Below are 21,926 nucleotides of genomic sequence, written 5' to 3' on the forward strand. Positions count from 1 at the left end.
GGATCGACGCCGACGCGGGAGCTTAAGCCGCTGGCCCGGCGTGGTCCGGTATGGACTGGAAGCAGCTGCTCGCGATCACGATGGTCGCCCTGATGCTCGGCTCCTCGATGGCGTACGCGCTGGCGCTCTGAACGGACCTACGGCCGGTACTCGCGGTTTATCGCGTCGAAGAGCCAGCCGAGGATCGGCCGGCTCGTCCCCGCGGGCCGCTCGACGGTCACGTCGGTCCACCGATCGTAGCGGTAGCGCTGCCAGTCCGTTTCGTTCCCGTTGGTCGAGCGGATGGTGATCGACCGGAGCCAGCCCGACTCCGCGTCGACGGCCACGGTGACGGTGGCGTCGAAGGAGTCCGGCGGCGCCGACGCGTTCGCCGAACTGCCGAGCAGGCGGCTCGCGACGGTGTCGTTGTCGGTCCGGAGCCGGATCGTCCCGTTCGACGCCGAGACGGTCGTCTCGACCGCATCGCTCGCGAGCGACGCCGCCAGATCACTTCGATCGAGCCGGTCGGCGTCCGCCCAGAGGTTCAACGCCCGGGACTGGCTCCGGTCGGGGTTCTCCGGGAAGTCGGTGAAGGTGGCGCTGACCTCGTCGGCGTACACGTCCGGGCCGACCCCGAAGTACCCCTCGCCGTTGGCGACGGCGTACTCGCGCTCGCTGCGCTCGACAGTGTACCGGAGGAACACACAGCCGCCGTCCCGTCGCGTCACGTTCTCGTCGTCACACGGCGTGATCCAGTCCATCCGGTAGTCGTTGGTCCCCGTGGCGTGCAGGGCGTCCAGCGCGACCTGCTCCGGCGGCGCGTCGGCGTCGACGGGCTGGGGCTCCGGCGGGGCGTAGAACGGGTCCGCGATCCCGACGGCGCCCACGAGCAGCGCGCTGAGGACGGCGGCGATCGCCATCCGCCGGAAGATATCCTCGCCGAAGCGGGCCCGGATGGCGTCGGTGAGACGGCTCACGAGTCACCCCACACGTCCCGACTGGTGCGACTGCTCATCCGTCGCCCCATACGTCCGAGAGCGGGTGGTTCTCGCGCTTCTCGGCTTCGGCCTCGGTCTTGTTCGCCGGCGAGTCGCCCCCGGCCCCGGACGACGAAGTCGTCGACGACCGCGAGGACGAACGTGACGCGGCTCCCGTCGAACTGCCGGAGTTCCGGCGCTCACTCCGACCTGAACTCCCCGTCGACCCGACGGTCGGGCTGGCGTCGACGCCCGCGAGCGCGGCCGCCGGATCGGCCTCCGGGAGTTTCGGCCGGGAGATACGGTCGACCTGGTCCTGGAACCAGTCCGGGATGTCCGTGCTCGCGCGGTCGAACAGCTCCAGCAGCGAGTCGTCCGCGAGGTACGTCGCGCCGTAGTCCTCGGGCGAACGGACGACGCGCCCACAGGCCTGAATCACGGTTCTGAGCGCGGCGCGGTAGTACCACGCCCACTGCCCCTCCTCCAGCCGTTGCTCGACCCGGGAGTCGTTCGTGTTCAGGTACGGCGCCTTGCAGAGCACCTGCCAGCGACAGAGGTCGTCCTCCAGATTCAGCGCCTCCTCCATCTTAACCGAGAGGAACAGCTCCGGTTCGTCGCTGGCCTTCCACGCCTCCAGTTGCGCGTCGCGGTTCTCCCGATCGTGCACCCTGACGCGGCCGGCGACCCCGAGTTTGGCGAGCCGGTCGGCGAGTCGCTCCTGAATCGCGTAGGAGTGGCAGTGGATCAGCCCCTTCTCCTCGCTGTGTTTCGCCATCAGGCGGACGATCAGGTCGGCGATCTTCGGCAGCGTCTCGTCGCGGTGCTCGTACGTCATCTTCCCCTGTGTCACGTCGTACAGCGGGCGGTTCTCGACGGGGAACGTGTGGCCGACCTCCACCAGCGCGACCTTCTCGGGGTCGAGGCCGACGCCGCGGCAGAACGCCTCCTTGTTGAGGATCGTCGCCGACAGCAGCGCGAACTTCGAGCCGCGGTCCCAGACGGTGTGCTGGAGATACTTCGCCGGATCGAGCGGCTTGATCGTGATCGAGCCGCCGGCGCCGTCTGGCTGGTCGACCACCCACGTCGTCGGCGACTGGGCGTCGCGGTAGTCCTCGGCGAAGTAGGAGAGCTCGCTGATCAGCTCCTGCAGGCGGTCCCGGCGGGCGGCCTCCTCCGGCGTGAGTTCGGGCTTCGCGAGCAGCTGGTCCTTCTCGGCCTCGCAGCGTTCGAGCAGCTGCTCGGCGAATCGAACGGCCCCCTCGACGGGATCGCCCGTCGCGGCGGTCACGTCCGGCACGTCCACCTCGTCCCAGATCGGGACTCTGCGTGGGGTGAGTTCGACGGCGGCGTACATCTCCGCCCACTCCGCGAGCCCGTGGGCCTCGTCGACGACGACCACGTCGCGCATCCGAAACACGTCGCTGCCGGCGGTCTGCATGAAGTACGCGAGCGTCATCGCCGCGATGGGCTGGTTGCTCGCGATGGCGCGGTCCGAGAAGTACGGACAGCGGTGGCGGACGGTGCAGTCGAACCCCTTCTTCCGGACGCAGGGGGCCTGATCGACCGGCGTGTCGTGCTCGCCGGGGAGGATGCAGTCGTAGTTGTTCTTCCCGCGGATGACGCGGAAGTCGTCGAGCAGGTCGTCGGCCTCCACGTCGTCGAGTTGGCTGACCTGCGGCGTGGTGTAGTAGGCGCCGGTGGGCTGGGCGGGGTCGGCCGCCTCGACGGTCCGGGCGGCGCCCATGATCGACCGCGCGAGGAGGGACTTGCCGCTGCCCGTCGGCGCGCGCACGAGCACCACGTCGTTCCCGGCCGCGAACGCGTCGCGGATCTCCGCGAGCGCCCGCTCCTGATTGCCGCGGAAGGAGGGCGCGGGGAACGAGTCGGGAATGCGGGCGGGATCCACTCTGTGTAGTGGTACGCTGTCGGCCGGATCAATGTAGCGAACGTGGACCGCGGTCGCGTCGGGGAAGCCAAAAGAGACATTATCTAGTGGTACAACTGAGTGATCAATGGCGCGAACCCAGCTTCAACGGGCCCGGGACGGTGAACTGACGGCAGCGATGGAACGAGTCGCCGAGCGGGAGAACCGCGACCCCGAGTTCGTCCGCCAGCAGGTCGCCGACGGGCAGGCAGTGATCCCGGCCAACCACGGCCACGAGTCGCTGGATCCGATGATCATCGGCCGGGAGTTCGCCACGAAAGTCAACGCCAACATCGGGAACAGCGAGGAGACGAGCGATCTGGAGGGCGAACTCGAGAAGCTCCACACGGCGGTCCACTACGGCGCGGACACGGTGATGGACCTCTCGACGGGGGCGAACCTCGACGGGATCCGCGAGGCAAACGTCGAGCACTCGCCCGTCCCCGTGGGGACGGTCCCGATCTACGAGGCGGTCACCCACGTCGACGACCCGACCGACCTCACCCACGAGCTGCTGCTCGAGGTGATCGAGAAGCAGGCCGCGCAGGGGGTCGACTACATGACGATCCACGCCGGCGTCCTGATGGAACACCTCCCCCTGACGGACGGGCGGAAGACCGGGATCGTCTCGCGGGGCGGCTCGATCCTCGCCCAGTGGATCGAGGAGAACGGGATGCAGAACCCGCTGTACGCGAGCTTCGAGGAGATCTGCGAGATCTTCGCCGAGCACGACGTGACGTTCTCGCTCGGGGACGGGCTCCGGCCGGGGTCGCTGGCCGACGCCGGCGACGACGCGCAGTTCGCGGAGCTGGAGACGCTGGGCGAGCTCACGCGGACCGCGTGGGACCACGGCGTCCAAGTGATGGTCGAGGGGCCGGGGCACGTCCCGATGGATCAGGTGGCCGAGAACGTCCGGCGCCAACAGGAGCTCTGTGACGGCGCTCCCTTCTACGTGCTCGGGCCGCTCGTCACCGACATCGCGCCAGGGTACGACCACATCACGAGCGCCATCGGCGCGACCGAGGCGGCACGGGCCGGCGCCGCGATGCTGTGTTACGTCACCCCCAAGGAGCACTTGGGGCTCCCGGAGCGGGAAGACGTTCGCGACGGACTGGCTGCCTACCGGATCGCCGCCCACGCGGCCGACGTGGCCAACGACCTCCCCGGAGCCCGCGACTGGGACGACGCGCTCTCGGAGGCGCGCTACGAGTTCGACTGGCGCCGGCAGTTCGACCTCGCGCTCGACCCCGACCGTGCCCGGTCGTACCACGACCAGACCCTCCCCGGAGACAACTACAAGGAGGCACGGTTCTGCTCGATGTGCGGCGTCGAGTTCTGCTCGATGCGGATCGATCAGGACGCCCGCGAGGCCGACGGCGAGATGTCCGAGATCGACGACACGACCGACCTCGACGACTCCCCCGCCGCGGCGGTGAACCTTCCGCCGGTCGGCAGTCACGACACGAGCGGCGTTCCCGACGAGATCGAGATCGACGGCGTCACGTTCACGCCCGAGGCGTCACACACCGACGACTGAGCCACGGGGCGGTCGAACCGGCCGACTACCGCACCACGTCCGCGCCGACGCTGCCGAACCCCTCGACCTCGGCACGCACGTGATCGCCCGGCTCGATCACGCCTGCGCCGGGCGTCCCCGTCGAGATCACGTCGCCGGGTTCGAGCGTCATCACGTCGGAGTGGAACGCCACCAGCTCCCGCGGCGGGAACGTCATGTTCCCGACGACGTTCTCCGCGACCGTCTCGCCGTCGACGATCGTTCGGACGGTCGCGTCCGAGAGGTCGGTGCCGGCTTCGGGCACCGCGAGATGCGGGCCGAGCACGAGGAACGTGTCGAAGCTCTTCGAGCGCGTCAGGAACCGCGGATTGCGCTGGAGCACGTCCTCGGCAGTCACGTCGATCACCGGCGCGTAGCCGGCGATCACGTCGTCGGCGTCCGCGGCGTCGACGTTCCGGCAGGTCCGGCCGATCACGACCGCGAGCTCGGCCTCGGCGGTCACGCGCTCGCTGATCGACGCCGGGGGGAGTCGGATCGGCCCGCCCGGGCCGGTCGCCGCCGTCGCGGGCTTGAAGAAGCTCGCCGGCTCCTCGGGAGCCTCCTCCGAGAGGTCGCCGGCGTGTTCGACGTAGTTGAGGCCGATGCCGAACAGCTTGCCCGGCTCGTCGAGGAACGCGCCCAGCGAGCGCTTCTCCCGGGGGATCCTGTCGGCGGTCGCGGAATCCGGAGCCGGGAGCGTCCCCGCAGCCGCGGCCGGCAGCGCGTCGCGGACGCTCGCGTGCTCGGATGCGGCCGCGAGCGGGACGAAGCCGTCGTCGTCGCCCAGCAGCGCCTCGCCATCCGCGGTTCGGGCCAGATAGCGCATCAGCGCCACCCCCGGATCGGGTCGGCGGCGTGTGAATCGCTCGTCATACACACGGGTCGGCACGGAACCGCCATCAACCTCTCGGACCACCGCCGAGGGAGGGAACAGCGTTTTGTGGTTTCCCCGCGAGGTGTGCGTATGAAAATGGAGGAGCCCACGAGCGAGGCCCTGGACTCCGCCATCCCCGTCGGCGAGCTCGCGGCGGGCAAGAGCGTGCTCGTCCGCGGGCCCGCGATGTCCGGGAAGTACGATCTGCTCCTCCGCCTCCTGAGTGCGCTGGCGGACTGCTCGCTGCTCGTCTCCACCAGCCGACAGCACAGCGGCGCCCGCTCGGACTTCGCCGCCTACGGCGACCCCGACTGCTTCGGCGTCGTCGACTGCGCCAGCCGGGTACAGGGACAGGACGACGGCGGCGGCGAGCTCGTCCGCTACGCCTCTTCGCCGAAGAACCTCACCGAGGTGGGCGTGAAGTTCACCGATCTCGTGGACCGGTTCCAGGACGACGGCGTCGAGCACGTCGCCGTCGGCCTCCACTCGCTGTCGGAGCTGCTGATGTACAGCAACACCGAACAGGTGTACCAGTTCCTCCGCGTGCTGCTCGCCGAGTCGGGGGGGATGAACTGGCCGACCGTCGCCGTGATCGACGACGACGCCGCCGGCGAGGAGGCGGTCACCACGCTCACCCAGCCGTTCGACGCCGTGATCACCACCCGACGCGACGAGGACGGGCGATCGTTCCGCTACCGCGAGTCGGGGATCGGCCCCACCGAGTGGGTCGGGTTCTGAGCCCGGCGATTCGCCCCACTTTTGCCGCCGCCGCGCCAATCGCGGGTAATGGCCGATTTCGACCCCGAGACGTTCGAGGAGGAGAAGTACACCGAGCACTTCGCCGAGCTCCAGCGCGCCTACAAGAACGCGTTCGAGACGATGAACGGGCAGTACGACTCGGACCTGATCCACGCGATCGATCAGCAGGTGCTCAACGAGTCCGAGCCCCACTTCGTCGACGGCCGCTTCGAGGTCGAACTCCCCGAGAGCCCCACGGATCGCGTGACGGCGGTCGACGCCGACGCCGAGACGCTGACCGAGACGCTCGATCGCTACACCGACGAGATCGTCGCCGAGCTCCACGAGCTGTTCGGCGTCGAGCGGGCCGAGAGCGAGGCCTGAGCCGGGTATCGAACGTGTTCGGGCCGCCCCGAACCAAAGGCATAAGCCGCCCGCTCGCGAAGTGAACGTATGAGCACGGAGAGCCAGTCCGGCGACGACCTTCGCGACCGCATCAGCAACTTCCTGCGGCGCAACTTCCCGCAGATTCAGATGCACGGCGGTTCGTCCTCGATCACCCACCTCGACCGAGAGGAGGGTGTCGTCCACATCCAGCTCGGCGGCGCGTGTTCGGGCTGCGGTATCTCCCCGATGACGATCCAGGCGATCAAGTCCCGGATGGTCAAGGAGATCCCCGAGATCGAGAAAGTCGAAGCCGACACGGGCATGGGCGGCGGCGCAGACGGCGACCTCGGCGGCACCGGTGGCAGCAGCATGAGCCCCTCCTTCCCCGGCGAGGGCGACGACGACGGCGAGGACGACGAAGGGCCGCAGGCCCCGTTCTAACGCTCGCGCGTCGCGTTCCCGTGTTTTCGACCGCGTAGCGGCGCCGCCGGACTACCACGCCTTTTCAGTACGGAGCGCCAACCCACGCCCATGAGCGAGGAGTTCGATAAGGAGGCTGAACGGGAGAAGCTGCGCGAGAAGTTCGAGAAGGACGAGGAGAAACGCCAGCAGACCCAGCGCATGAGCGAGCTCCTGCTGCAAGGGGCGACGATGACCAACGAGCACTGCGAGCGCTGCGGCGACCCCCTGTTCCGGGACAGCGGGGAAACGTTCTGTCCGACCTGCAGCGGCGCCGGTGGACAGGAGCAGGCAGCAGACAGCCGACAGGCGGCGGAAACGCAGCAGCCGGCGGAAACGCAGCAGCCGGCGGAAACGCAGCAGCCGGCAGAAACGCAGCAGCCGGCGGAGCCACAGTCACAGCAGCCGACCGAGGCGTCCCGGAGCGCTGAACGAACGAACGGCGCCGAGCCGGCGCCACGACCCGAAGCCGGAAGCGGCGCCGACGTCGAGCAGCAGGCCGGACCGAGCGCCGACGAGCAGCCGGCGCGAGGGGAGCGAACAGTCGAATCGACGGCCACCGACGCCGCGGGGCCGCGGGCAGAACTCCGGCGTGCGGTGACGACGACGGCACGGAACGCGAACGAGGCCACCGACCCCCGGACGGCGAAGGAGTGGCTCGAAGCCTCGAAGGAGGCGGCCGAGGCACTGGCGGCCTTAGAGCAGTAGGAATTCGGTGTAACACGGCGACAGCATGGGTTCCGATGCTGGGACACGGAGGTCCCAGCAGGTCACGAGCCGTCGCCGGTGTACTCGCTCCCGACGACCTCGCGGAGTCGGTCGGCGGTCACCTCGCCGATCCCGTCGACGTCCATCAAGTCTTCCTTCTTCGCGGTCATCACCGCCTCGACGGTTTTGAACTCCTCCAAGAGCGCCCGCGCGGTCACGGGGCCGATGTCGGCGACGCTGCCGACGACGTACTCCTGCTGTTCGGCCAGCGTCTTCCCGGACTTCTCGCCGTGGACCGACACCTCGCGGTCGCTCTCCTCCTGCTCGCGGCCGGCGACCACTTCGAGCAGGTCGGCGGTATCGTCCTCGTCCTCAGTCCGGAGGACGCTGGCGTCGAAGTCGATGGCGAGCGAGGAGAGCGCCCCGCGGATCGCGTTGGGGTGGACGTTGCGCTCGCCGTAGAGGTCCTCCCCTTCGAGGATCACCACCGGCCGGGCGTACGCCCGCGAGAGGTCGCCCACCTGCTCGAACATCGAGCGGTCGCCGCCGGTCAGCGTGTCGAGGAAGTCCGCGACCGACTTCCGCTCGACGGCGACGCGATCCGAGAGCACGTAGTCGCCGACCTCGAGCGTCTCCAGCCGGGTCCGGACGCCCTCGCGGCGGGAGAGCTCCTTCGCGATCGGCGAGTCGAGTTCGCGCTGATCGACGACGATCTCGATCTCCTCCTCGTCGGGATCGGAGTCGGCGGTCGCGACGATCCCCTCGGCGGCAGCCCCGTCACCGTTCTCGATGTCGGCAGTTTCGTCGCCGTCGTTCTCCTCGTCGCCGGCGTCGGCAAAGTCGTCCAACCCCGGGGAGAGCCGTTCCTCGCGCGCCTCGCCGTCCCCGTCGTCGGTGTCGAACGCCGTCAGTGACTGCTGGGCGTCGTCGAGCTCCTCCTCGACCTCGTCGGCGACGCCTTTCAGCTTCCGGAGCTCATCCTCCATCTCCTGTTCGCGCCGGCGGGCGATCCAGAAGAACGCCTCGTCCCGGGTGTCCTCCGCCAGCAAGACGACCACTTTCCCCTCGGCCTGTCGCCCGGTCCGACCCTTGCGTTGGATCGACCGGATCGCCGTCGGGACGGGCTCGTAGAACAGCACGAGGTCGACCTCGGGCACGTCCAGCCCCTCCTCGGCGACGGAGGTGGAGACCAGCACCTCGAACTCCCCGTTGCGGAACGCTTCGAGCCGTTCCTGCTGCTGTTTCTGAGTCATGCCGTCGGAGCCCTCCTTGTCGCCCTGCCCGACGAACTTCCGCGTCTCGAAGCTCTCGCCGAGGAACTCCGTCAGCGCCTCGGCGGTGTCACGGGACTCCGTGAACACGATGACGCGCTCGCCCTCGCCGATGCCGAGGGTCTGGGCGAGCATGATGCGGGCCTGCGAGAACTTCGGGTGGAGGCCGTCGTACGTGTCGGCTTTCCGCATCGCCCGGCGAACGCGGGGATCGCTCACCATGCGCTGGCTGGCCTTCGAGGCGCCGGAGGAGCGGGCGTCCTCGCGCTGGCGCTCGAAGTAGCGCCGGACCGACTCGACGGACTGGGTCTCGACCAGTTCGACCGCGCGGCGGAGCTTCATCACCTCCGCGTGGGTGCTCATCCCCTGGTACCCCTCGCTCTGGTCGTTGTTGATCAGCTTCTGCAGCTCCGCGCGCATCCCGTTGAGCTTCTTCTGAGAGAGGTCCGGCTGGGTGGTGTTGGTGACGCCGAGCTCCTTCAGGTCCTCCAGTCGCTCCGTGATCACCTCGTTCAGCAGCTCGCGGATCTCGAGGATCTCCTCGGGGAGGTCGACGCGCTCCCACTGCACGTCGGTGTCGTGGGTGAACTCGTCCACGTCGGCGTCCTCCTCGGTCATCACCTCCACTTCGGTGAGTCCGAGGTTCTCACACACCTGCAGGATCTCCTCCTCGTCGCCGCCGGGGGAGGCGGACATCCCCGTCACGAGCGGATCGGCGGCATCGGCGTGGTAGCGCTCGGCGATGTAGACGTAGGCGTAGTCGCCGGTCGCGCGATGGCACTCGTCGAACGTGAGGTGGGTCACGTCCGACAGCGAGATGCGGTTGCCGACGAGGTCGTTCTCGACGACCTGCGGGGTTGCGATGACGACCCGCGCAGAGTCCCAGAGCTCGGCGCGGTCGTCGGGGCTCACGTCGCCGGTGAACACGACGATCTCCTCCTCCGGGATGCGGAGTGCCTCGCGGTAGAACTCGGCGTGCTGCTGGACGAGCGGCTTCGTCGGCGCCAGCATCAGCGCCTTGCCGCCCACCTCGTTCAGCCGTTCGGCCGTCACGAGCAGCGAGACGGTCGTCTTCCCGAGGCCGGTGGGGAGACAGACGAGCGTGTGGGCGGCCTTCGCGGTGCCGGCCAGTTCGAGCTGGTAGCGCCGCTGCTCGAGGAAGTCGGGGGTGAGCAGCGGGTGGTCGATCCGGCCGACGTCGTCGGTGGCCGCCATTTGTCCCTACTGGGGCGCGCTCGCCGATAAGGGTTCGGCGAGCGTGGTGGAACTGAAACGGCGGTGTTCGGCGGCTCAGACGATCTGCTCGCCGTCGTCGTAGACGGCGATCGCGTCGACGGGGCAGGCCCGCGCGGCGAACTTCGCGTCCAGTTCGGCGTCCTCCGGCACCTCGCGGACGAACACGTCTTCCTCGGCTTCCTCGCCGTCGACGAGCACCGCCTTGCCGGCGTCCTCGTCGCGTTCGAAGGCGTCCCACTCGGCGACACACTGGAACATCCCGATGCAGGTGTCCCGGTCGTACTCGATTCGCATGGGCGGGCGTTCGGGGCGTCGGGTGGTAAGTGGTGGGTTCCGACCGCCGCGAACGGGTCGCGTGCCGGCGCTCCGGTGAGTCATTTATCCGTGTCCGACTCCCACCCACGGGTATGCGACACCCGGGACTCAAACTCCGGATGGCCGTCGTGGGCAGCATCCTCGCCGGCTTCTACATGGTCGTGATCGCGGCCGCGTGGGCGATGTTCGGGGAGGGGATCCTCCCGATCGCCGTCGTCGGTAGCGTCCTCCTCGTCGGCGTCCAGTACAAGATCGGGAAGTGGGCGGCGCTGCGAAGCGTCGGCGCCGAGGCGCTCTCCGAACAGCAGTACCCGGAGATCCACCGGATGGTGGAGACACACTCCGAGGAGATGGGGATCGACAAGCCCGAACTCAAGATCGCCCGGATGGGCGTTCCGAACGCCTTCGCCGTCGGGCGGAAAGGTGCGGGCATCGTCGTCGTCTCCGAGGAACTGATCCAGCTACTCGACCGTGAGGAGCTCGAAGGCGTGCTCGCTCACGAGCTCGCACACATCGCGAACCGGGACGTAGTCACCATGCAGCTCGGGCAGGGGATCGCCTCCATCGTCGGCATCGCGGCCCAGTTCGCGGTGCTCCTGACCGGCGACAACGACATCGCGGACTTCTTCCTCGCGATCGTGGTGGGGAACGTCGTCCAGTTCGTCGTGATGATCTTCGTGCTCGCGATCTCGCGGTACCGCGAGTACGTCGCCGACGCCGACGCGAAGCGGGCGATCGGCGACGGCGATCCGCTCGCGAGAGCGCTGGAGAAGATCAGCCGGGGGAACCAGCGCGGCGCCCAGTCGTCGCGGGGCGGCCGCCGGGGTCGCGGCGGCCGTCAGCGGGACGGCGGCGTCGATCAGCAGGTGAGCGCACTGTGTATCTCCAGCCCCGACAGCGGCTTCCTGCAGAAGATCGTCTCCACCCACCCGCCGATGGAGAAGCGCATCGAACGCCTGCGTTCGTGATGCTCCGCGAACTGCTCGCGACCGTCCTCGGCGTCCTGCTGGGACTCGGGCTGCTGGCCGCCCCGCGGGCGGCGATCAAGCTCTCCGTGTTGAGCGGGGGGCGCCATCGAGAGCGCGGCCGGTACGGCACGGACGACCCCGTTCCGGACCGCTGGGTCTGGATCGCCCGCGCGCTCGGCGTGGCGTGTCTCGCGATCGCGGCGTGGATCGGCTACCGGACGTTCGTTTGAAAACGGAGAACGCGGGTAGCAGTCTTCTACAGCTTATTCGTCACGGGACGGCTGCCCGTCGCCGTCACCGCACCTTCGTCACGGGACGGCTGCCCGTCGCCGTCACCGCACCTTCGTCACGGGACGGCTGCCCATCGCCGTCACCGCACCTTCGTCACGGGACGGTTGACCCTTACCGTCACCGCACCTTCGTCCCCGGCTCGGCGTCCTCGTGAGTCGTCAGCAGGTCCGCCTGCTCGCCCGCGGCGAGCACCATCCCGTTGGACTCGACGCCGAACAGTTCGGCCTGCTCGAGATTCGCGAGCACGATCACTTTCTTCCCCTCGATCTCGTCGAGGTCGTGAAGCTGCTTGATGCCGGCGACGATCTGCCGGGTCTCGACGCCGATGTCGACCTCGAGTCGCGCCAGCTTGTCGGCCCCGTCGATCCCCTCGGCCGACTCGATGCGGCCGACGCGGATGTCCAGACCTTCGAACGTGTCGAAGTCGATGCGGTCGTCGATCAGGGGTTCGAGTTCGCTCTCGTCCATCTCGGTGTCCTCCTCGTCGGTTTCGTCCTCGTCTTCCTCGTCCGCAGTCGCGTCCTCGATCTTCTCTTCCAGCGCCGCGTCGAGCTCGTCGACGCGGTCGTCCTCGATCTTCTCGAACAGCTCGTCCGGCTCGTCGAACGCGCCCGGCTCGGCGTCCACCGCGTCGGTCTCGGCGGCGTGCACGTCGCCGTCGACGTTCAACTGGTCCCAGACGGTCTCGGCCTTCTCCGGGCAGATCGGTTCGATCAGGACGGCGACGGCGGTCGCGACCTGCAGACAGTCGCGGATGACCTGTGCCTGCTCGTCGCTGCCGTCTTCGAGTTGCCACGGCTCGTGCTGCTGGATGTACTCGTTGCCGAACTGCGCGAGTTCGACCGCGGCGTCGCCGGCGTTGCGCACGTCGTACTCCTTCACGGCCTCGCGGAACTGCCCGACCGCGGCGTCGATGTGCTCCCGCACGTCGTCGCTGACCTCGGCGTCGGGCGTGCCGTCGAAGTTCCGCGCCGCGAACAGCATCGAGCGGTAGACGAAGTTACCGACCGTGCCGACCAGTTCGCCGTTGACGCGCTCCTGGAACCGCTCCCACGTGAAGTCCAGATCCTGCTGGAACCCACCCATCGTGGTGAGGTAGTAGCGCAGCAGATCCGGGTGGAACCCCTCGTCGAGGTACTCCTCGGCCCAGATCGCGCGGTTGCGGCTGGTCGAGAGCCCCTTGCCGTCGATGGTGACGAACCCCGTCGCACAGACCGCGCGCGGCTCCGCGTGGCCCGTGGCGTGGAGCATCGCCGGCCAGAAGATCGTGTGGTGCTGGATGATGTCGCGACCGATCACGTGGACGATCTCGCCGCCGTCGCCGCCGTCGCGGCCCCAGACCTCCTCCCAGTCGTATTCGTCGGCGCCGACGCGCTCGGAGTACTGCTTCGTGGAGGAGACGTACTCGATCGGGGCGTCGACCCAGACGTACAGCACGAGGTCGTCCTCGCCGGGGTAGTCGATCCCCCAGTCCATGTCTCGCGTGATGCACCAGTCCTGCAGCCCCTCCTCGATCCACTCGCGGGGCTGGTTCTTTGCGTTCGACGTGCCTTCGAGGCGGTCGAGGAACTCGCTCAGGTAGTCGGCGAGCTCGGAGACGGCGAAGTACTTGTGCTCTCGCTCGCGGTACTCCGCGGCGTTGCCCGTCAGCGTCGAGACGGGGTCCTCGATCTCGCCGGGTTCGAGGTGGCGACCACACCCCTCGTCGCACTCGTCGCCGCGGGCCTGCTCGCCGCAGTACGGGCAGGTCCCCTCGACGTAGCGGTCGGGGAGGGGTTGGTCCTCCTGTGGGTCCCACGCGACCATGATCTCGTCCTCGTACACGTACCCCTCGGCTTCGAGGCGCTCGACGAACTCCCGGGTGATCTCGGTGTTCGTCTCGTCGTGGGTGTGGCCGTAGTTGTCGAACTCGACGTTGAACTTCGGGAACGTCTCGGCGTACTGCTCGTGGTAGCGGGTCGCGAACGCCTCGGGCGAGACGCCCTCCTGGGCGGCGTTGACGGCGATGGGGGTGCCGTGCATGTCCGAGCCGCAGACGTACGCCGACTGCTGGCCGAGCTTCTCGATCGAGCGATGCAGCGCGTCCGCCGCGGTGTACCCCCGGAGGTGACCGATGTGGAGGTCGCCGTTGGCGTACGGCAGTCCACACGTCACCACCGCGGGACGGTCGGTCGGGAACTCCTCGTGACTCATCTGGGTGGAAGTTGTCGATGCGGGCCTAAAGCCCGCCGGTTTCGGTGGTCGAACGGTACCCGGGAGCGAGGGGTTCACCGGACGGCGTCGCCGCGTGTCCTCCCCCGCGCCGGCGCCGAGAAGGCTCCACCCGTCGCTACGGCCGGCGCATACCGCGGCGACGAGTGGGGAGCACGGACGAGTCGTGACCCCGGCGACGCAAAAAAGCTCCCGGGGGTGTGACAGCCGTTCGGCGGCGGTCAGACGTTCCGGAGGTACGAGTTCTCGGGCAGTTCCGCGCCGTGCTCCCGGACGATCTCGGCGGCGCGCTCGTCGACGGCCCGCGGGGCGGGGCGCTCGGCCTCCTCGCGGACGTGCCCCGCGACGAAGCGAGTCAGGTCCGCCACGGCGTCGCCGCCGGCGGCCGCCTCGACGGTCGACAGCGCCGCACGGAGCGACTCGCGGAACCCCTCGTCCTCGCCGCCGATCTCCTTGGCGACCGCCTCGTCGACCTCCCGAACCGCGGTATCGACGTCCATGGGGTGCCGTTGTGTCCGACGGTAGATAAGACGAGTGGCGGCGTCGAACGAGAAAAGCGCTATATAGCCGACCGGGGTATAGCGCCCATGAGCGAGCTGGAGCAGGAGGGAGTCCCCGAGGACACCCGTACCGAGATCATGGAGGCGACGTTCCGGGCCGTCAGCGAGCACGGCTACGCCGACCTGCGGATGCGCGACATCGGGGAGGAGATGGAGAAGACCCGACAGATCATCCACTACCACTACGACGGGAAGTACGAGCTGCTCGCGAACTTCCTCGAGTACATCATCGAGCAGTACGAGGGCAGCGTCGAGGTCGATCGGGACGTGCCGCCCTGCGAGGAGCTGGATATCCGCATCCGGCAGTGCCTGTTCGGGCCGGGGTTCGAGGAGTTCGACCACTGGGAGCGGATGAAGGTGTACCACGAGCTGTTCACCCACGCACAGAACGACGACCGCCACCGCGAGATCTTCGACGAACACCACCGGCGGCTCCGGGAGAGCATCACGAACGTGGTAGCCGCGGGGATCGAACAGGGCGACTTCCGGGAGACGGACCCCGAGCGGACGGCCCAGCTCATCACCGACGTGATCCACGCGGCGCGGGAGCGGAAGCTCTCGCTGGGCCACGACGACGCCCCGGAGCAGGCGCGACAGGCCATCGACGAGTTCGTCATCGACTCGCTGATCGTCGACGAGTAGCGGCCGAAAACGGCTCGCGGCGAGCTAGTTCTTCTCGAGGGGCGGCAGCATCTCCTTGATGCGCTCGACGTCGACGTCGAGCCAGTCGGGCACTTTCAGCTCCTCGCCGTACTCCTCGACGTCCTGATCGATCCCGAAGCCGGGGCCGTCCGTCGCGAACTCGAACACCGATCCGCCGGGTTCGGTGATGTAGCGGGAGTGGAAGTAGTCACGATCCTTCGTCGAGGTGGTGTAGTAGCCGTTCTCGCGGAGGATGTCGCTGATCTCGTCCTGCTCCCAGTCGTTGGCGACGCGGAACGCGATGTGGAGGAACGTGCCGATCCCGAGCACGCCGTTGGGCGCGTTCGGTCGGATCAGCACGTCGACCTTCGACGCACACGGCGCGTCGCCGGGCGCCTCGTACCGCACGCGGTCGCCGGCCTGCGGGTGGGTCGCCTCGCCGACGCGGTCCCAGCCCAGCGTCTCGAGCACGTCCATCGTGCCCGCGGGGTCCTTCGAGTGGACCGTCGCGTTGTACATGCCGCGGATGCCGTGCTCCTCGGGCACGTCGCTGCCGTCGGTGTACGCCTCGATCTCGGACTCCCCGGTGACGAGCTCGAAGGGAACGCCGTCGGGGCCCTCGAACGCGATCGCCGTCTCGTCGAAGCGCTCCTCGACGGTGTACTCGACGTCGTGGTCGTCGAAACGGTCGGTCCAGAACTCGACCGACCCTTCGGGAATCGTCAGCCCGACCGAACTCGTCTGCCCCTTGCCGACGAGCCCCTCCTCCATCGGCATGTTGGTCATCGGGAAGAACGTGATGATGGTGCCCGCCGTCCCCACCTCGTCGCCGTAGTAGAGGTGGTAGATCTTCTCGGGCACGTCGAAGCGGACCGTCTCCTTGACGAACCGCATCCCGAGTACGTTGGTGAAGAAGTCGTAGTTGTCCTGCGGGTCGTCACAGAACGCCGTCACGTGGTGTAGCCCTGGTACGTCTGGCATGGTTCACCACTTGGTAAAACCGAGACCATAATAATCGTTTGCATACCATACGTTCACACGGGTCGACGATAGCGACAGGTGCCCGCGGCCCCTTCAGGGAAGGACCGACTGCGGGTTCTCGTACACCACCTGCCGGATCGCGTCGACGTCGACGCCGTGGCGGTACAGCTCGGCGATCGTCCGCTTGAACGCGAACACGTCGCTGCGGAGCACGCCGGCGCTGTCGGTCTCGACGAGGATGCGCTCGGGGCCGTACTCTGCGACGACCTCGGCCACGTCGGTCGGCGAGACGCCCAGCAGCCACGGGTAGCTGACGGTGAAGCTCAGGTAGCAGTCCGTGTTCTCCAGCACGTACGGCGCGATCTTCGGGTCCATGTGCGAGAGCACGACCTGCTCGTGGTCGAGCCCGGCCTCGTCGGCGAGCGCGGCGTCGATGTCCACCGCCTCGCGTTTGGGGTACTCCGAGGTGAGCACCGGCTCCTGCTGGCGCGCGAGATCGAGCTCGTAGCCGGGGAGGTTCCCGCTCTCGCGCTCGGGGAACTCCACGTCCTCCAAGTCGGCGGGCGTGTGGACCACGGCCGGGAGGTCGTGGTCGGCGGCGACCTCGAACTGCCGCCGCGTCACGTCCTTCTGTTCCTCCAGCGACCAGCCCGCGACGTGCTGGGCCTCGGTGATGCCGATCTCGCCGATCGCGGCCACCTCCTCCAGCGCCGCGTACTCGGGGAGCACCTCCAGCAGCTCCTCGTAGTTCTCGACGCGGGCGCCGGTGTGGATGCCGACGCCGACTTTCGCGTCGAGCAGGTGGGACTCCCGGATCTGCGGCAGGCGGTTGAGCGCGTCGTCCCAGAGGTAGCGTACGTCCTCGGGGTGAACCGGCTTGTAGGGGGTCCAGTAGTAGGCGGCGGCCATCGTCACCATCCCCGCACAGCCGCTCAGCGCGTAGCGCTCGCGGTCGTTCCACGAGAGCGTGTGAGCGTGGTTGTGGATATCGATCCACGGGATGCTGTGGAGTTCCGCGGGGATCGATTCGAGCCCGTCGCCGCCCTCCAGATCGGTGGGTCGTTGTGTCGGGTAGTCCATCAGTCGGTGTAGCGACAGTGGTTGGTGAGCTCCCCGACGCCCTCGACGCCGACGGTCACCTCGTCGCCGTCCTCCAGCAACACCTTCGGCTCGCGGAAGTAGCCGACGCCGTCGGGCGTGCCCGTGAAGATGACGTCGCCCGGTTGCAGCGTAAAGGAGCGGCTACAGAACGCGATCAGCTCCCGGATCGGGAAGATCAGGTGTTCGGTGTTGGAGTCCTGCAGGCGCTCACCGTTGACCTCCGTCCAGATGTCGAGGTCGGTCACGTCGTCGATCTCGTCGGCCGTGCGGAAGTGCGGCCCCATCGGCGCGAACGTGTCGAGGCTCTTCCCGCGCACCCACTGCTCGTCGGAGAGCTGGAGGTCGCGGGCGGACACGTCGTTGCCGACGGTGTAGCCGGCGACGTACTCCAGCGCCTCGTCCTCGCTCACGTTCCGAGCCTCCTCGCCGATGACCGCCACGAGTTCGCCCTCGTAGTCGACGGCCTCGGTCAGGTCGGGATCCCACTCGACCGCGTCGCCGGGGCCGGTGATCGAGGTGTTGAACTTCGAGAACACCAGCGGCACGTCGGGGATGTCCTCGCCGCCCTCGTCGGCGTGTTTCGAGTAGTTCAGCCCGATCGCGACGATCTTGTTCGGGTCGGTGACCGGCGACCGCGTCTCGAGCGACTCGGGCGCGTAGATCGCCCGGTCGGCGTCGACGGCCGACTCGACCGCGAGTTCGGCCTTCGCCTGCCAGTTCTCGACCGTCAACAGTGCCGTGAGCGTCGACGGGAGGTCGATGCCGGTCGCCGCGCCCGCTTCGGGGAGCGAGACGACCCCCTCGTCGACGACCGCGCCGATCCACTGCTCGCCGTCCGCTGTCGTGAATTGTCCGAGTTCCATAGTGATCTGAGTCGTTGGTAGATAGTGATCTGAGTCGTCGTTAGAACAGCCCGATACCGACCGCGTACGTCCACGCCTCGCTTCCGGTCGAGAGGAGCACGAGCGTCCCCCCGAGCAGGCCGACGTTCTTGAGGAAGTGGTTCAGTTCGTTCTCCTTCTCCTCCTCGCCGGCGTTCCAGAAGTCGTGGAACAGCGGCGACGCGACGATCAGGAACGTCGCGAGCGCCCCCGCGGCGATCACGGGGTAGATGCCGAGCATGATCCCGAGCGCGCCGAGGACGAGGATCACGCCCGACGCGATCACCGCGAAGCCGGGCATGGGCGTCCCCTTGTACTCGGCGTACCCCTTCCGGCTCTCGAAGTCCGCGAAGTGGTTGTACCCGTTGTAGAGGAAGAGGATCCCCAAGATGAGCCGCCCCGCGAGCAGGAACTCCGCTTCGAGCGCCATCAGCGGATCCCCGCGGCCGCGCACTCGTTGTCGATACGTCCGCCCGGACTGGTAATCGTGCGCATCGCTTCCCTGTTTTACAGAGTGGTAAATAGTTGTTTCCGTACCTTGGGTGACAGGACCGCCGTTTCGGGGCGCTCGCGGCCGTGACGGGGAGTCGTGTGGCGGCCAAACAGCCCTTATGCGTACGGCGAAAACCCCCGGACATGGAGAACGCCGACCCGCCACGAGTCGGGGCTTGGGTCGACGATTACCTCGACCGGGTTCGGTCCTTACCCGCCGACAGCGTCGCCGGCGCGTTCGATCCGCCGTATCCACAGGATCGGGCGGACCCCCACGACGCCTTCGCGGAGACGTTCATCGCCGACGCGCCGCTGTCGGGGTCGCTGGTCGACCTCGACCTCGCGGTGAAGGAGAACATCGCCGTCGGCGGCGTGACGACGACGTGTGGCACCGACTGCTTCGAGTGGACGCCCGATATCGACGCCGTCGCGGTCGAACGGCTCCGGGCGGCGGGCGGTTCGATCGTCGGCACCACGGACATGGATCCGTTCGCGTTCGGCACGACCGGGGAGCTGAGCGCGCGCGGCCGGACGCAGAACCCCGCGGTCGATGGACACGTCCCGGGCGGCTCCTCTTCGGGCAGCGCCGCGGCGGTCGCGAGCGGCGAGGTCGACGCCGCGCTGGGCACCGACACCGCCGGCAGCGTCCGCATCCCCGCCTCGTTCTGTGGGATCGTCGGCTACAAACCCACATACGGGATGGTCCCGACGGAGGGTGTCGTCCCGCTCTCGCCGTCGAACGATCACGTCGGCGTGCTCGCCGAGGACGTCACGACCGCCGCACGCGTGCTGGAGGCCGTCGCCGGCCGCGAAGCGACACACCCCGCGTCGCTGACCGCACCCGACCGGCTCTCGTTCGTCGAGGACCTCGATCGGACCCCGCCGGAGCTTCGGCTGGGCGTCCCCGCGGAGTTCATGGCGGCCGCCACCCCCGAGGTCGAGGCGGCGATCGAGTCCGCCCTGACGAGCGCCGCAGTCGAGCTCGACGCCGAGGTCGTGTCGGTGACGTTCCCCGAGGCCGAGGCGGCGGTCGACGCCAACGACGCCGCGACGGTGATGGAGTTCGGGGCGCTGCTGGAGCGGGGCGGGCTGCTCGGCGCGGGCCAGCCGGCGGCGCTGCGGGCGGCGCTCCGGCGGGCGAACGAACGCCGGGACTCGCTGCCCGGCCGGGTGCGCGACCTGATCGAGACCGGGCGAGCGTTGCTCGAACGGGCGCCCGACGCGTACGGCCGGACGTGGGACGCGCGCCGGCGCGCGATCCGCCGGCAGCAGTCGCTGCTCACCGAGATCGACGTGCTCGCGACGCCGACGACGACGATCCCGGCGCCGGCCTTCGGCGCCGTACCGGGCAGGGGCGGCGTGTCGGTGCTCGACACCGTCGAGAACACCGCGCCGTTCAACGCCACCGGGGCGCCCGCCGTGTCGATCCCCTGCGGCGAGGTCGACGGTCGGCCGGTGGGGCTGCAGTTGGTCGGCCCGCCGGGGGCGGACGGCTTCCTCCTCCGGGTGGCGGAGTCTGTCGAGCGGGCGCTCGACTGAGGGTTCGGTCGAACGATCACCCGACTGAGGAGTCGGCGGACTTTTTCCTGCCGACGCCGACGCGAAGCCATGGATCTACCGCCGGACTGGGAGAGCGGCGTCGTCGAGGCCAACGGCGTCGACCTCCGGTACTACCGGACGGGCGAGGGGCCGCCGATCGTCTACGCCCACGGCTTCTACAGCAACGGCCGGAGCCGCCGCCGGCTGATCGACGATCTCGCCGAGATCCACACGGTCGTCAGCTACGACGCCCGCGGACACGGGCGATCGGCGGCGCCCGAGACCGGCTACACCGTCGACGACCGCGCGGCCGACCTCCTCGGGCTGCTCGACGCGCTGGCGCTGTCGGCGCCGGTGTTGCTGGGCCACTCGATGGGCGGCGCGACCGTGGCCGCCGCCGCGGCCGAGGCGCCCGATCGTGTCAACGGCGCCGTCCTCGTCGATCCCGCGGGGTTCACCGGCGAGCCGGCGCCCATGAGCCCCGACGAGCGCGCGGCGTTCGTCCGCGAACAGGTCGCCGAGTGGGACGAACGCGGCGTCGACGCGATCGCCGAGGAGAACGCCGACGAACTGCCCGAGGAGTACCTCGACGCCGCGCCCGGGCAGCCCCGCCGGGAAGCCGAGGCGGCCGTCGAGTGCAGTCCCGAGATCGCGGAGATCGCCCGCGAGGGGTACCCCGATGAGGCGTACGTCGCCGAGCTGTTCCCCGAAATCTCGGCGCCGACGCTGGTGCTGCGGGCCGACGCCGAGCCCGACCGCCGTCGCGAGGATCTGGACGCCGCCGACGCGCTCCCGAACGGGCGGCTCGTCCACGTGCCCGGCGCCGACCACGCGGTGTTCCAGAGCCAGTACGACGCCGCGATGCGGGAGCTCCGGGCGTTCCTGCGCGGCTGTTAGAGCCAGAGCACGAACACGACGTAGCCCGCGAGCATCGACGCCGAGAGGAGGAAGACGGCGACGCCGGAGGCCAGCATCCCGACCGTCGCCCAGAGCGCGTTCTCCCACGCCTGTTCGAACTCGCGGTCGGCGCGGCGGATCTCCAGCGCGAACACCGTGCCGAACATCCCCAGCAGGACGCCGAGGGGGCCGAAGACGAAGAACAGCGCCAGCCCGGCGACCGCCGCGAGCAGCGTCGTTCGCGTGCTCGCACCCCGGGCTCTGCCGGCGATCGCGCCGCCGAACAGGTCGACGACGATCGTGAGGATCCCGACGAGGGTGAAACTCAGCAGGAGCCAGACTCCCATCCGGCCGGGGCCGAAGACGTACTCGGCGTACACCCCGGCGAGCGCGAGCAGCCCCGACGGGACGCCCGGCACGGCGCTGGCGACGACGGCGGCGACGAGCAGCGCCAGCGCGACGGCCGTCACGGTGTCGATCACGTTCGGGCGAACGCGGCCGGCGTACAAGAACCCCCGCGGGCGCACCAGCGGATACTTACGTCGAGCGGGAGAACTCCGGCTATGCCCATCGACCCCAACTTCGACAGCAACCGCGAGCGCGTCGAGGGCGAGGAGGCCGCGGCCGCAAGCGGCGAGGATCAGGACGAGGCGGCCGTCGCCGTCTGGGGACCCGTCGACCCGCCGGAGCAGCTCGGCATCCACGGCACCCACGTCGCCGTCGACTACGACCTCTGTATCGCCGACGGCACCTGTCTGGAGGACTGCCCGGTCGACGTGTTCACCTGGGTCGACACGCCCGACCACCCCGAGAGCGAGCGCAAGGTCGAGCCCACCTTCGAGGACCAGTGCATCGACTGCATGCTCTGTGTCGACGTCTGCCCGGTCGACGCCATCGACGTGGACGCCAGCCGCGCGGGCGGCGGCGGGCTCTAGGAACG

At 68.9% G+C, this 21,926-nt stretch carries 23 protein-coding genes; 11 read left to right on the forward strand and 12 right to left on the reverse strand.

Annotation, left to right across the window (positions count from 1 at the left end; all coding sequences use genetic code 11):
- Nucleotides 1–137: 137 nt before the first annotated feature.
- Nucleotides 138–956, reverse strand: a complete 819-nt coding sequence (locus tag ACQUSM_RS08650; RefSeq protein ID WP_435117753.1) for a hypothetical protein — start codon at nt 954–956, stop codon at nt 138–140.
- A gap of 34 nt (nt 957–990) precedes the next feature.
- Nucleotides 991–2,862, reverse strand: coding sequence for a helicase C-terminal domain-containing protein (locus tag ACQUSM_RS08655; protein WP_435117755.1), 1,872 nt, complete (start codon nt 2,860–2,862; stop codon nt 991–993).
- Nucleotides 2,863–2,968: 106 nt separating this feature from the next.
- Here ACQUSM_RS08655 and thiC point away from each other — a divergent pair, with 106 nt between their 5' ends.
- The gene (gene thiC, locus ACQUSM_RS08660) at nt 2,969–4,417 is read left to right on the forward strand and encodes a phosphomethylpyrimidine synthase ThiC (protein WP_435117757.1); all 1,449 of its coding nucleotides are present in this window, start codon (nt 2,969–2,971) and stop codon (nt 4,415–4,417) included.
- A gap of 25 nt (nt 4,418–4,442) precedes the next feature.
- Here thiC and ACQUSM_RS08665 read toward each other — a convergent pair whose 3' ends face one another.
- On the reverse strand, nt 4,443–5,261 hold the full coding sequence (locus ACQUSM_RS08665) for a fumarylacetoacetate hydrolase family protein (protein WP_435117759.1): 819 nt from the start codon (nt 5,259–5,261) through the stop codon (nt 4,443–4,445).
- 138 nt (nt 5,262–5,399) lie between these two features.
- Here ACQUSM_RS08665 and ACQUSM_RS08670 point away from each other — a divergent pair, with 138 nt between their 5' ends.
- From ACQUSM_RS08670 to ACQUSM_RS08685, 4 genes are all read left to right on the forward strand, one after another.
- The gene (locus tag ACQUSM_RS08670) at nt 5,400–6,047 is read left to right on the forward strand and encodes a DUF7504 family protein (RefSeq protein WP_435117761.1); all 648 of its coding nucleotides are present in this window, start codon (nt 5,400–5,402) and stop codon (nt 6,045–6,047) included.
- A 48-nt stretch (nt 6,048–6,095) separates the two neighbouring features.
- On the forward strand, nt 6,096–6,431 hold the full coding sequence (locus ACQUSM_RS08675) for a DUF5783 family protein (protein WP_435117763.1): 336 nt from the start codon (nt 6,096–6,098) through the stop codon (nt 6,429–6,431).
- 69 nt (nt 6,432–6,500) lie between these two features.
- A complete protein-coding gene (locus ACQUSM_RS08680) occupies nt 6,501–6,875 on the forward strand; it encodes a NifU family protein (protein ID WP_435117765.1) in 375 nt (124 codons plus the stop codon).
- Nucleotides 6,876–6,965: 90 nt separating this feature from the next.
- Nucleotides 6,966–7,601 carry an Sjogren's syndrome/scleroderma autoantigen 1 family protein gene (locus tag ACQUSM_RS08685; RefSeq protein WP_435117767.1) on the forward strand — a complete coding sequence of 212 codons (636 nt, stop codon included), beginning with the start codon at nt 6,966–6,968 and terminating at the stop codon, nt 7,599–7,601.
- 62 nt (nt 7,602–7,663) lie between these two features.
- Here the strand turns inward: ACQUSM_RS08685 and ACQUSM_RS08690 are convergent, their stop codons facing one another.
- Both ACQUSM_RS08690 and ACQUSM_RS08695 read right to left on the reverse strand, forming a co-directional pair.
- Nucleotides 7,664–10,087 (reverse strand): DEAD/DEAH box helicase, encoded by a 2,424-nt coding sequence (locus ACQUSM_RS08690; protein WP_435117770.1) that lies wholly within the window; start codon nt 10,085–10,087, stop codon nt 7,664–7,666.
- 75 nt (nt 10,088–10,162) lie between these two features.
- Nucleotides 10,163–10,402 carry a ferredoxin gene (locus ACQUSM_RS08695; protein WP_435117772.1) on the reverse strand — a complete coding sequence of 80 codons (240 nt, stop codon included), beginning with the start codon at nt 10,400–10,402 and terminating at the stop codon, nt 10,163–10,165.
- Nucleotides 10,403–10,542: 140 nt separating this feature from the next.
- Between ACQUSM_RS08695 and ACQUSM_RS08700 the strand changes: the two genes are divergently transcribed.
- Together ACQUSM_RS08700 and ACQUSM_RS08705 are read left to right on the forward strand one after the other, a co-directional pair.
- The gene (locus ACQUSM_RS08700) at nt 10,543–11,391 is read left to right on the forward strand and encodes a M48 family metallopeptidase (protein ID WP_435118309.1); all 849 of its coding nucleotides are present in this window, start codon (nt 10,543–10,545) and stop codon (nt 11,389–11,391) included.
- Nucleotides 11,391–11,621: a hypothetical protein gene (locus ACQUSM_RS08705; protein WP_435117774.1), complete on the forward strand. Its 231-nt coding sequence runs from the start codon at nt 11,391–11,393 to the stop codon at nt 11,619–11,621. The genes ACQUSM_RS08700 and ACQUSM_RS08705 overlap by 1 nt, the downstream gene beginning before the upstream one ends.
- A 178-nt stretch (nt 11,622–11,799) precedes the next feature.
- Here ACQUSM_RS08705 and metG read toward each other — a convergent pair whose 3' ends face one another.
- Together metG and ACQUSM_RS08715 are read right to left on the reverse strand one after the other, a co-directional pair.
- Nucleotides 11,800–13,875 (reverse strand): methionine--tRNA ligase, encoded by a 2,076-nt coding sequence (gene metG / locus ACQUSM_RS08710; protein WP_435117776.1) that lies wholly within the window; start codon nt 13,873–13,875, stop codon nt 11,800–11,802.
- Between the two features lie 239 nt (nt 13,876–14,114).
- Entirely contained in the window at nt 14,115–14,393 is a 279-nt protein-coding gene (locus tag ACQUSM_RS08715) for a hypothetical protein (protein ID WP_435117778.1), read from the reverse strand.
- An 87-nt stretch (nt 14,394–14,480) separates the two neighbouring features.
- Here ACQUSM_RS08715 and ACQUSM_RS08720 point away from each other — a divergent pair, with 87 nt between their 5' ends.
- The gene (locus tag ACQUSM_RS08720; protein WP_435117781.1) at nt 14,481–15,095 is read left to right on the forward strand and encodes a TetR/AcrR family transcriptional regulator; all 615 of its coding nucleotides are present in this window, start codon (nt 14,481–14,483) and stop codon (nt 15,093–15,095) included.
- Between the two features lie 24 nt (nt 15,096–15,119).
- On the opposite strand, the gene ACQUSM_RS08725 is transcribed toward ACQUSM_RS08720, so the two are convergent.
- From ACQUSM_RS08725 to ACQUSM_RS08740, 4 genes are all read right to left on the reverse strand, one after another.
- On the reverse strand, nt 15,120–16,076 hold the full coding sequence (locus tag ACQUSM_RS08725; RefSeq protein ID WP_435117783.1) for a VOC family protein: 957 nt from the start codon (nt 16,074–16,076) through the stop codon (nt 15,120–15,122).
- Nucleotides 16,077–16,169: 93 nt separating this feature from the next.
- Nucleotides 16,170–17,156 carry a TatD family hydrolase gene (locus ACQUSM_RS08730; RefSeq protein ID WP_435117785.1) on the reverse strand — a complete coding sequence of 329 codons (987 nt, stop codon included), beginning with the start codon at nt 17,154–17,156 and terminating at the stop codon, nt 16,170–16,172.
- A complete protein-coding gene (locus tag ACQUSM_RS08735) occupies nt 17,156–18,040 on the reverse strand; it encodes a fumarylacetoacetate hydrolase family protein (RefSeq protein ID WP_435117787.1) in 885 nt (294 codons plus the stop codon). The genes ACQUSM_RS08730 and ACQUSM_RS08735 overlap by 1 nt, the downstream gene beginning before the upstream one ends.
- A gap of 40 nt (nt 18,041–18,080) precedes the next feature.
- Nucleotides 18,081–18,488: a DoxX family protein gene (locus ACQUSM_RS08740; RefSeq protein WP_435117789.1), complete on the reverse strand. Its 408-nt coding sequence runs from the start codon at nt 18,486–18,488 to the stop codon at nt 18,081–18,083.
- Nucleotides 18,489–18,694: 206 nt separating this feature from the next.
- Here ACQUSM_RS08740 and ACQUSM_RS08745 point away from each other — a divergent pair, with 206 nt between their 5' ends.
- Both ACQUSM_RS08745 and ACQUSM_RS08750 read left to right on the forward strand, forming a co-directional pair.
- The gene (locus ACQUSM_RS08745) at nt 18,695–20,089 is read left to right on the forward strand and encodes an amidase (RefSeq protein WP_435117791.1); all 1,395 of its coding nucleotides are present in this window, start codon (nt 18,695–18,697) and stop codon (nt 20,087–20,089) included.
- Nucleotides 20,090–20,158: 69 nt separating this feature from the next.
- Nucleotides 20,159–20,986 (forward strand): alpha/beta fold hydrolase, encoded by an 828-nt coding sequence (locus ACQUSM_RS08750; protein ID WP_435117793.1) that lies wholly within the window; start codon nt 20,159–20,161, stop codon nt 20,984–20,986.
- Here the strand turns inward: ACQUSM_RS08750 and ACQUSM_RS08755 are convergent.
- The gene (locus tag ACQUSM_RS08755) at nt 20,983–21,468 is read right to left on the reverse strand and encodes a DUF456 domain-containing protein (RefSeq protein ID WP_435117795.1); all 486 of its coding nucleotides are present in this window, start codon (nt 21,466–21,468) and stop codon (nt 20,983–20,985) included. The genes ACQUSM_RS08750 and ACQUSM_RS08755 overlap by 4 nt on opposite strands.
- 81 nt (nt 21,469–21,549) lie before the next feature.
- Here ACQUSM_RS08755 and ACQUSM_RS08760 point away from each other — a divergent pair, with 81 nt between their 5' ends.
- On the forward strand, nt 21,550–21,921 hold the full coding sequence (locus ACQUSM_RS08760; protein ID WP_379732613.1) for a 4Fe-4S dicluster domain-containing protein: 372 nt from the start codon (nt 21,550–21,552) through the stop codon (nt 21,919–21,921).
- The last annotated feature ends 5 nt before the right edge of the window (nt 21,922–21,926 follow it).

This window comes from Halolamina sp. C58, from assembly GCF_051195095.1.
Lineage (GTDB): Archaea > Halobacteriota > Halobacteria > Halobacteriales > Haloferacaceae > Halolamina.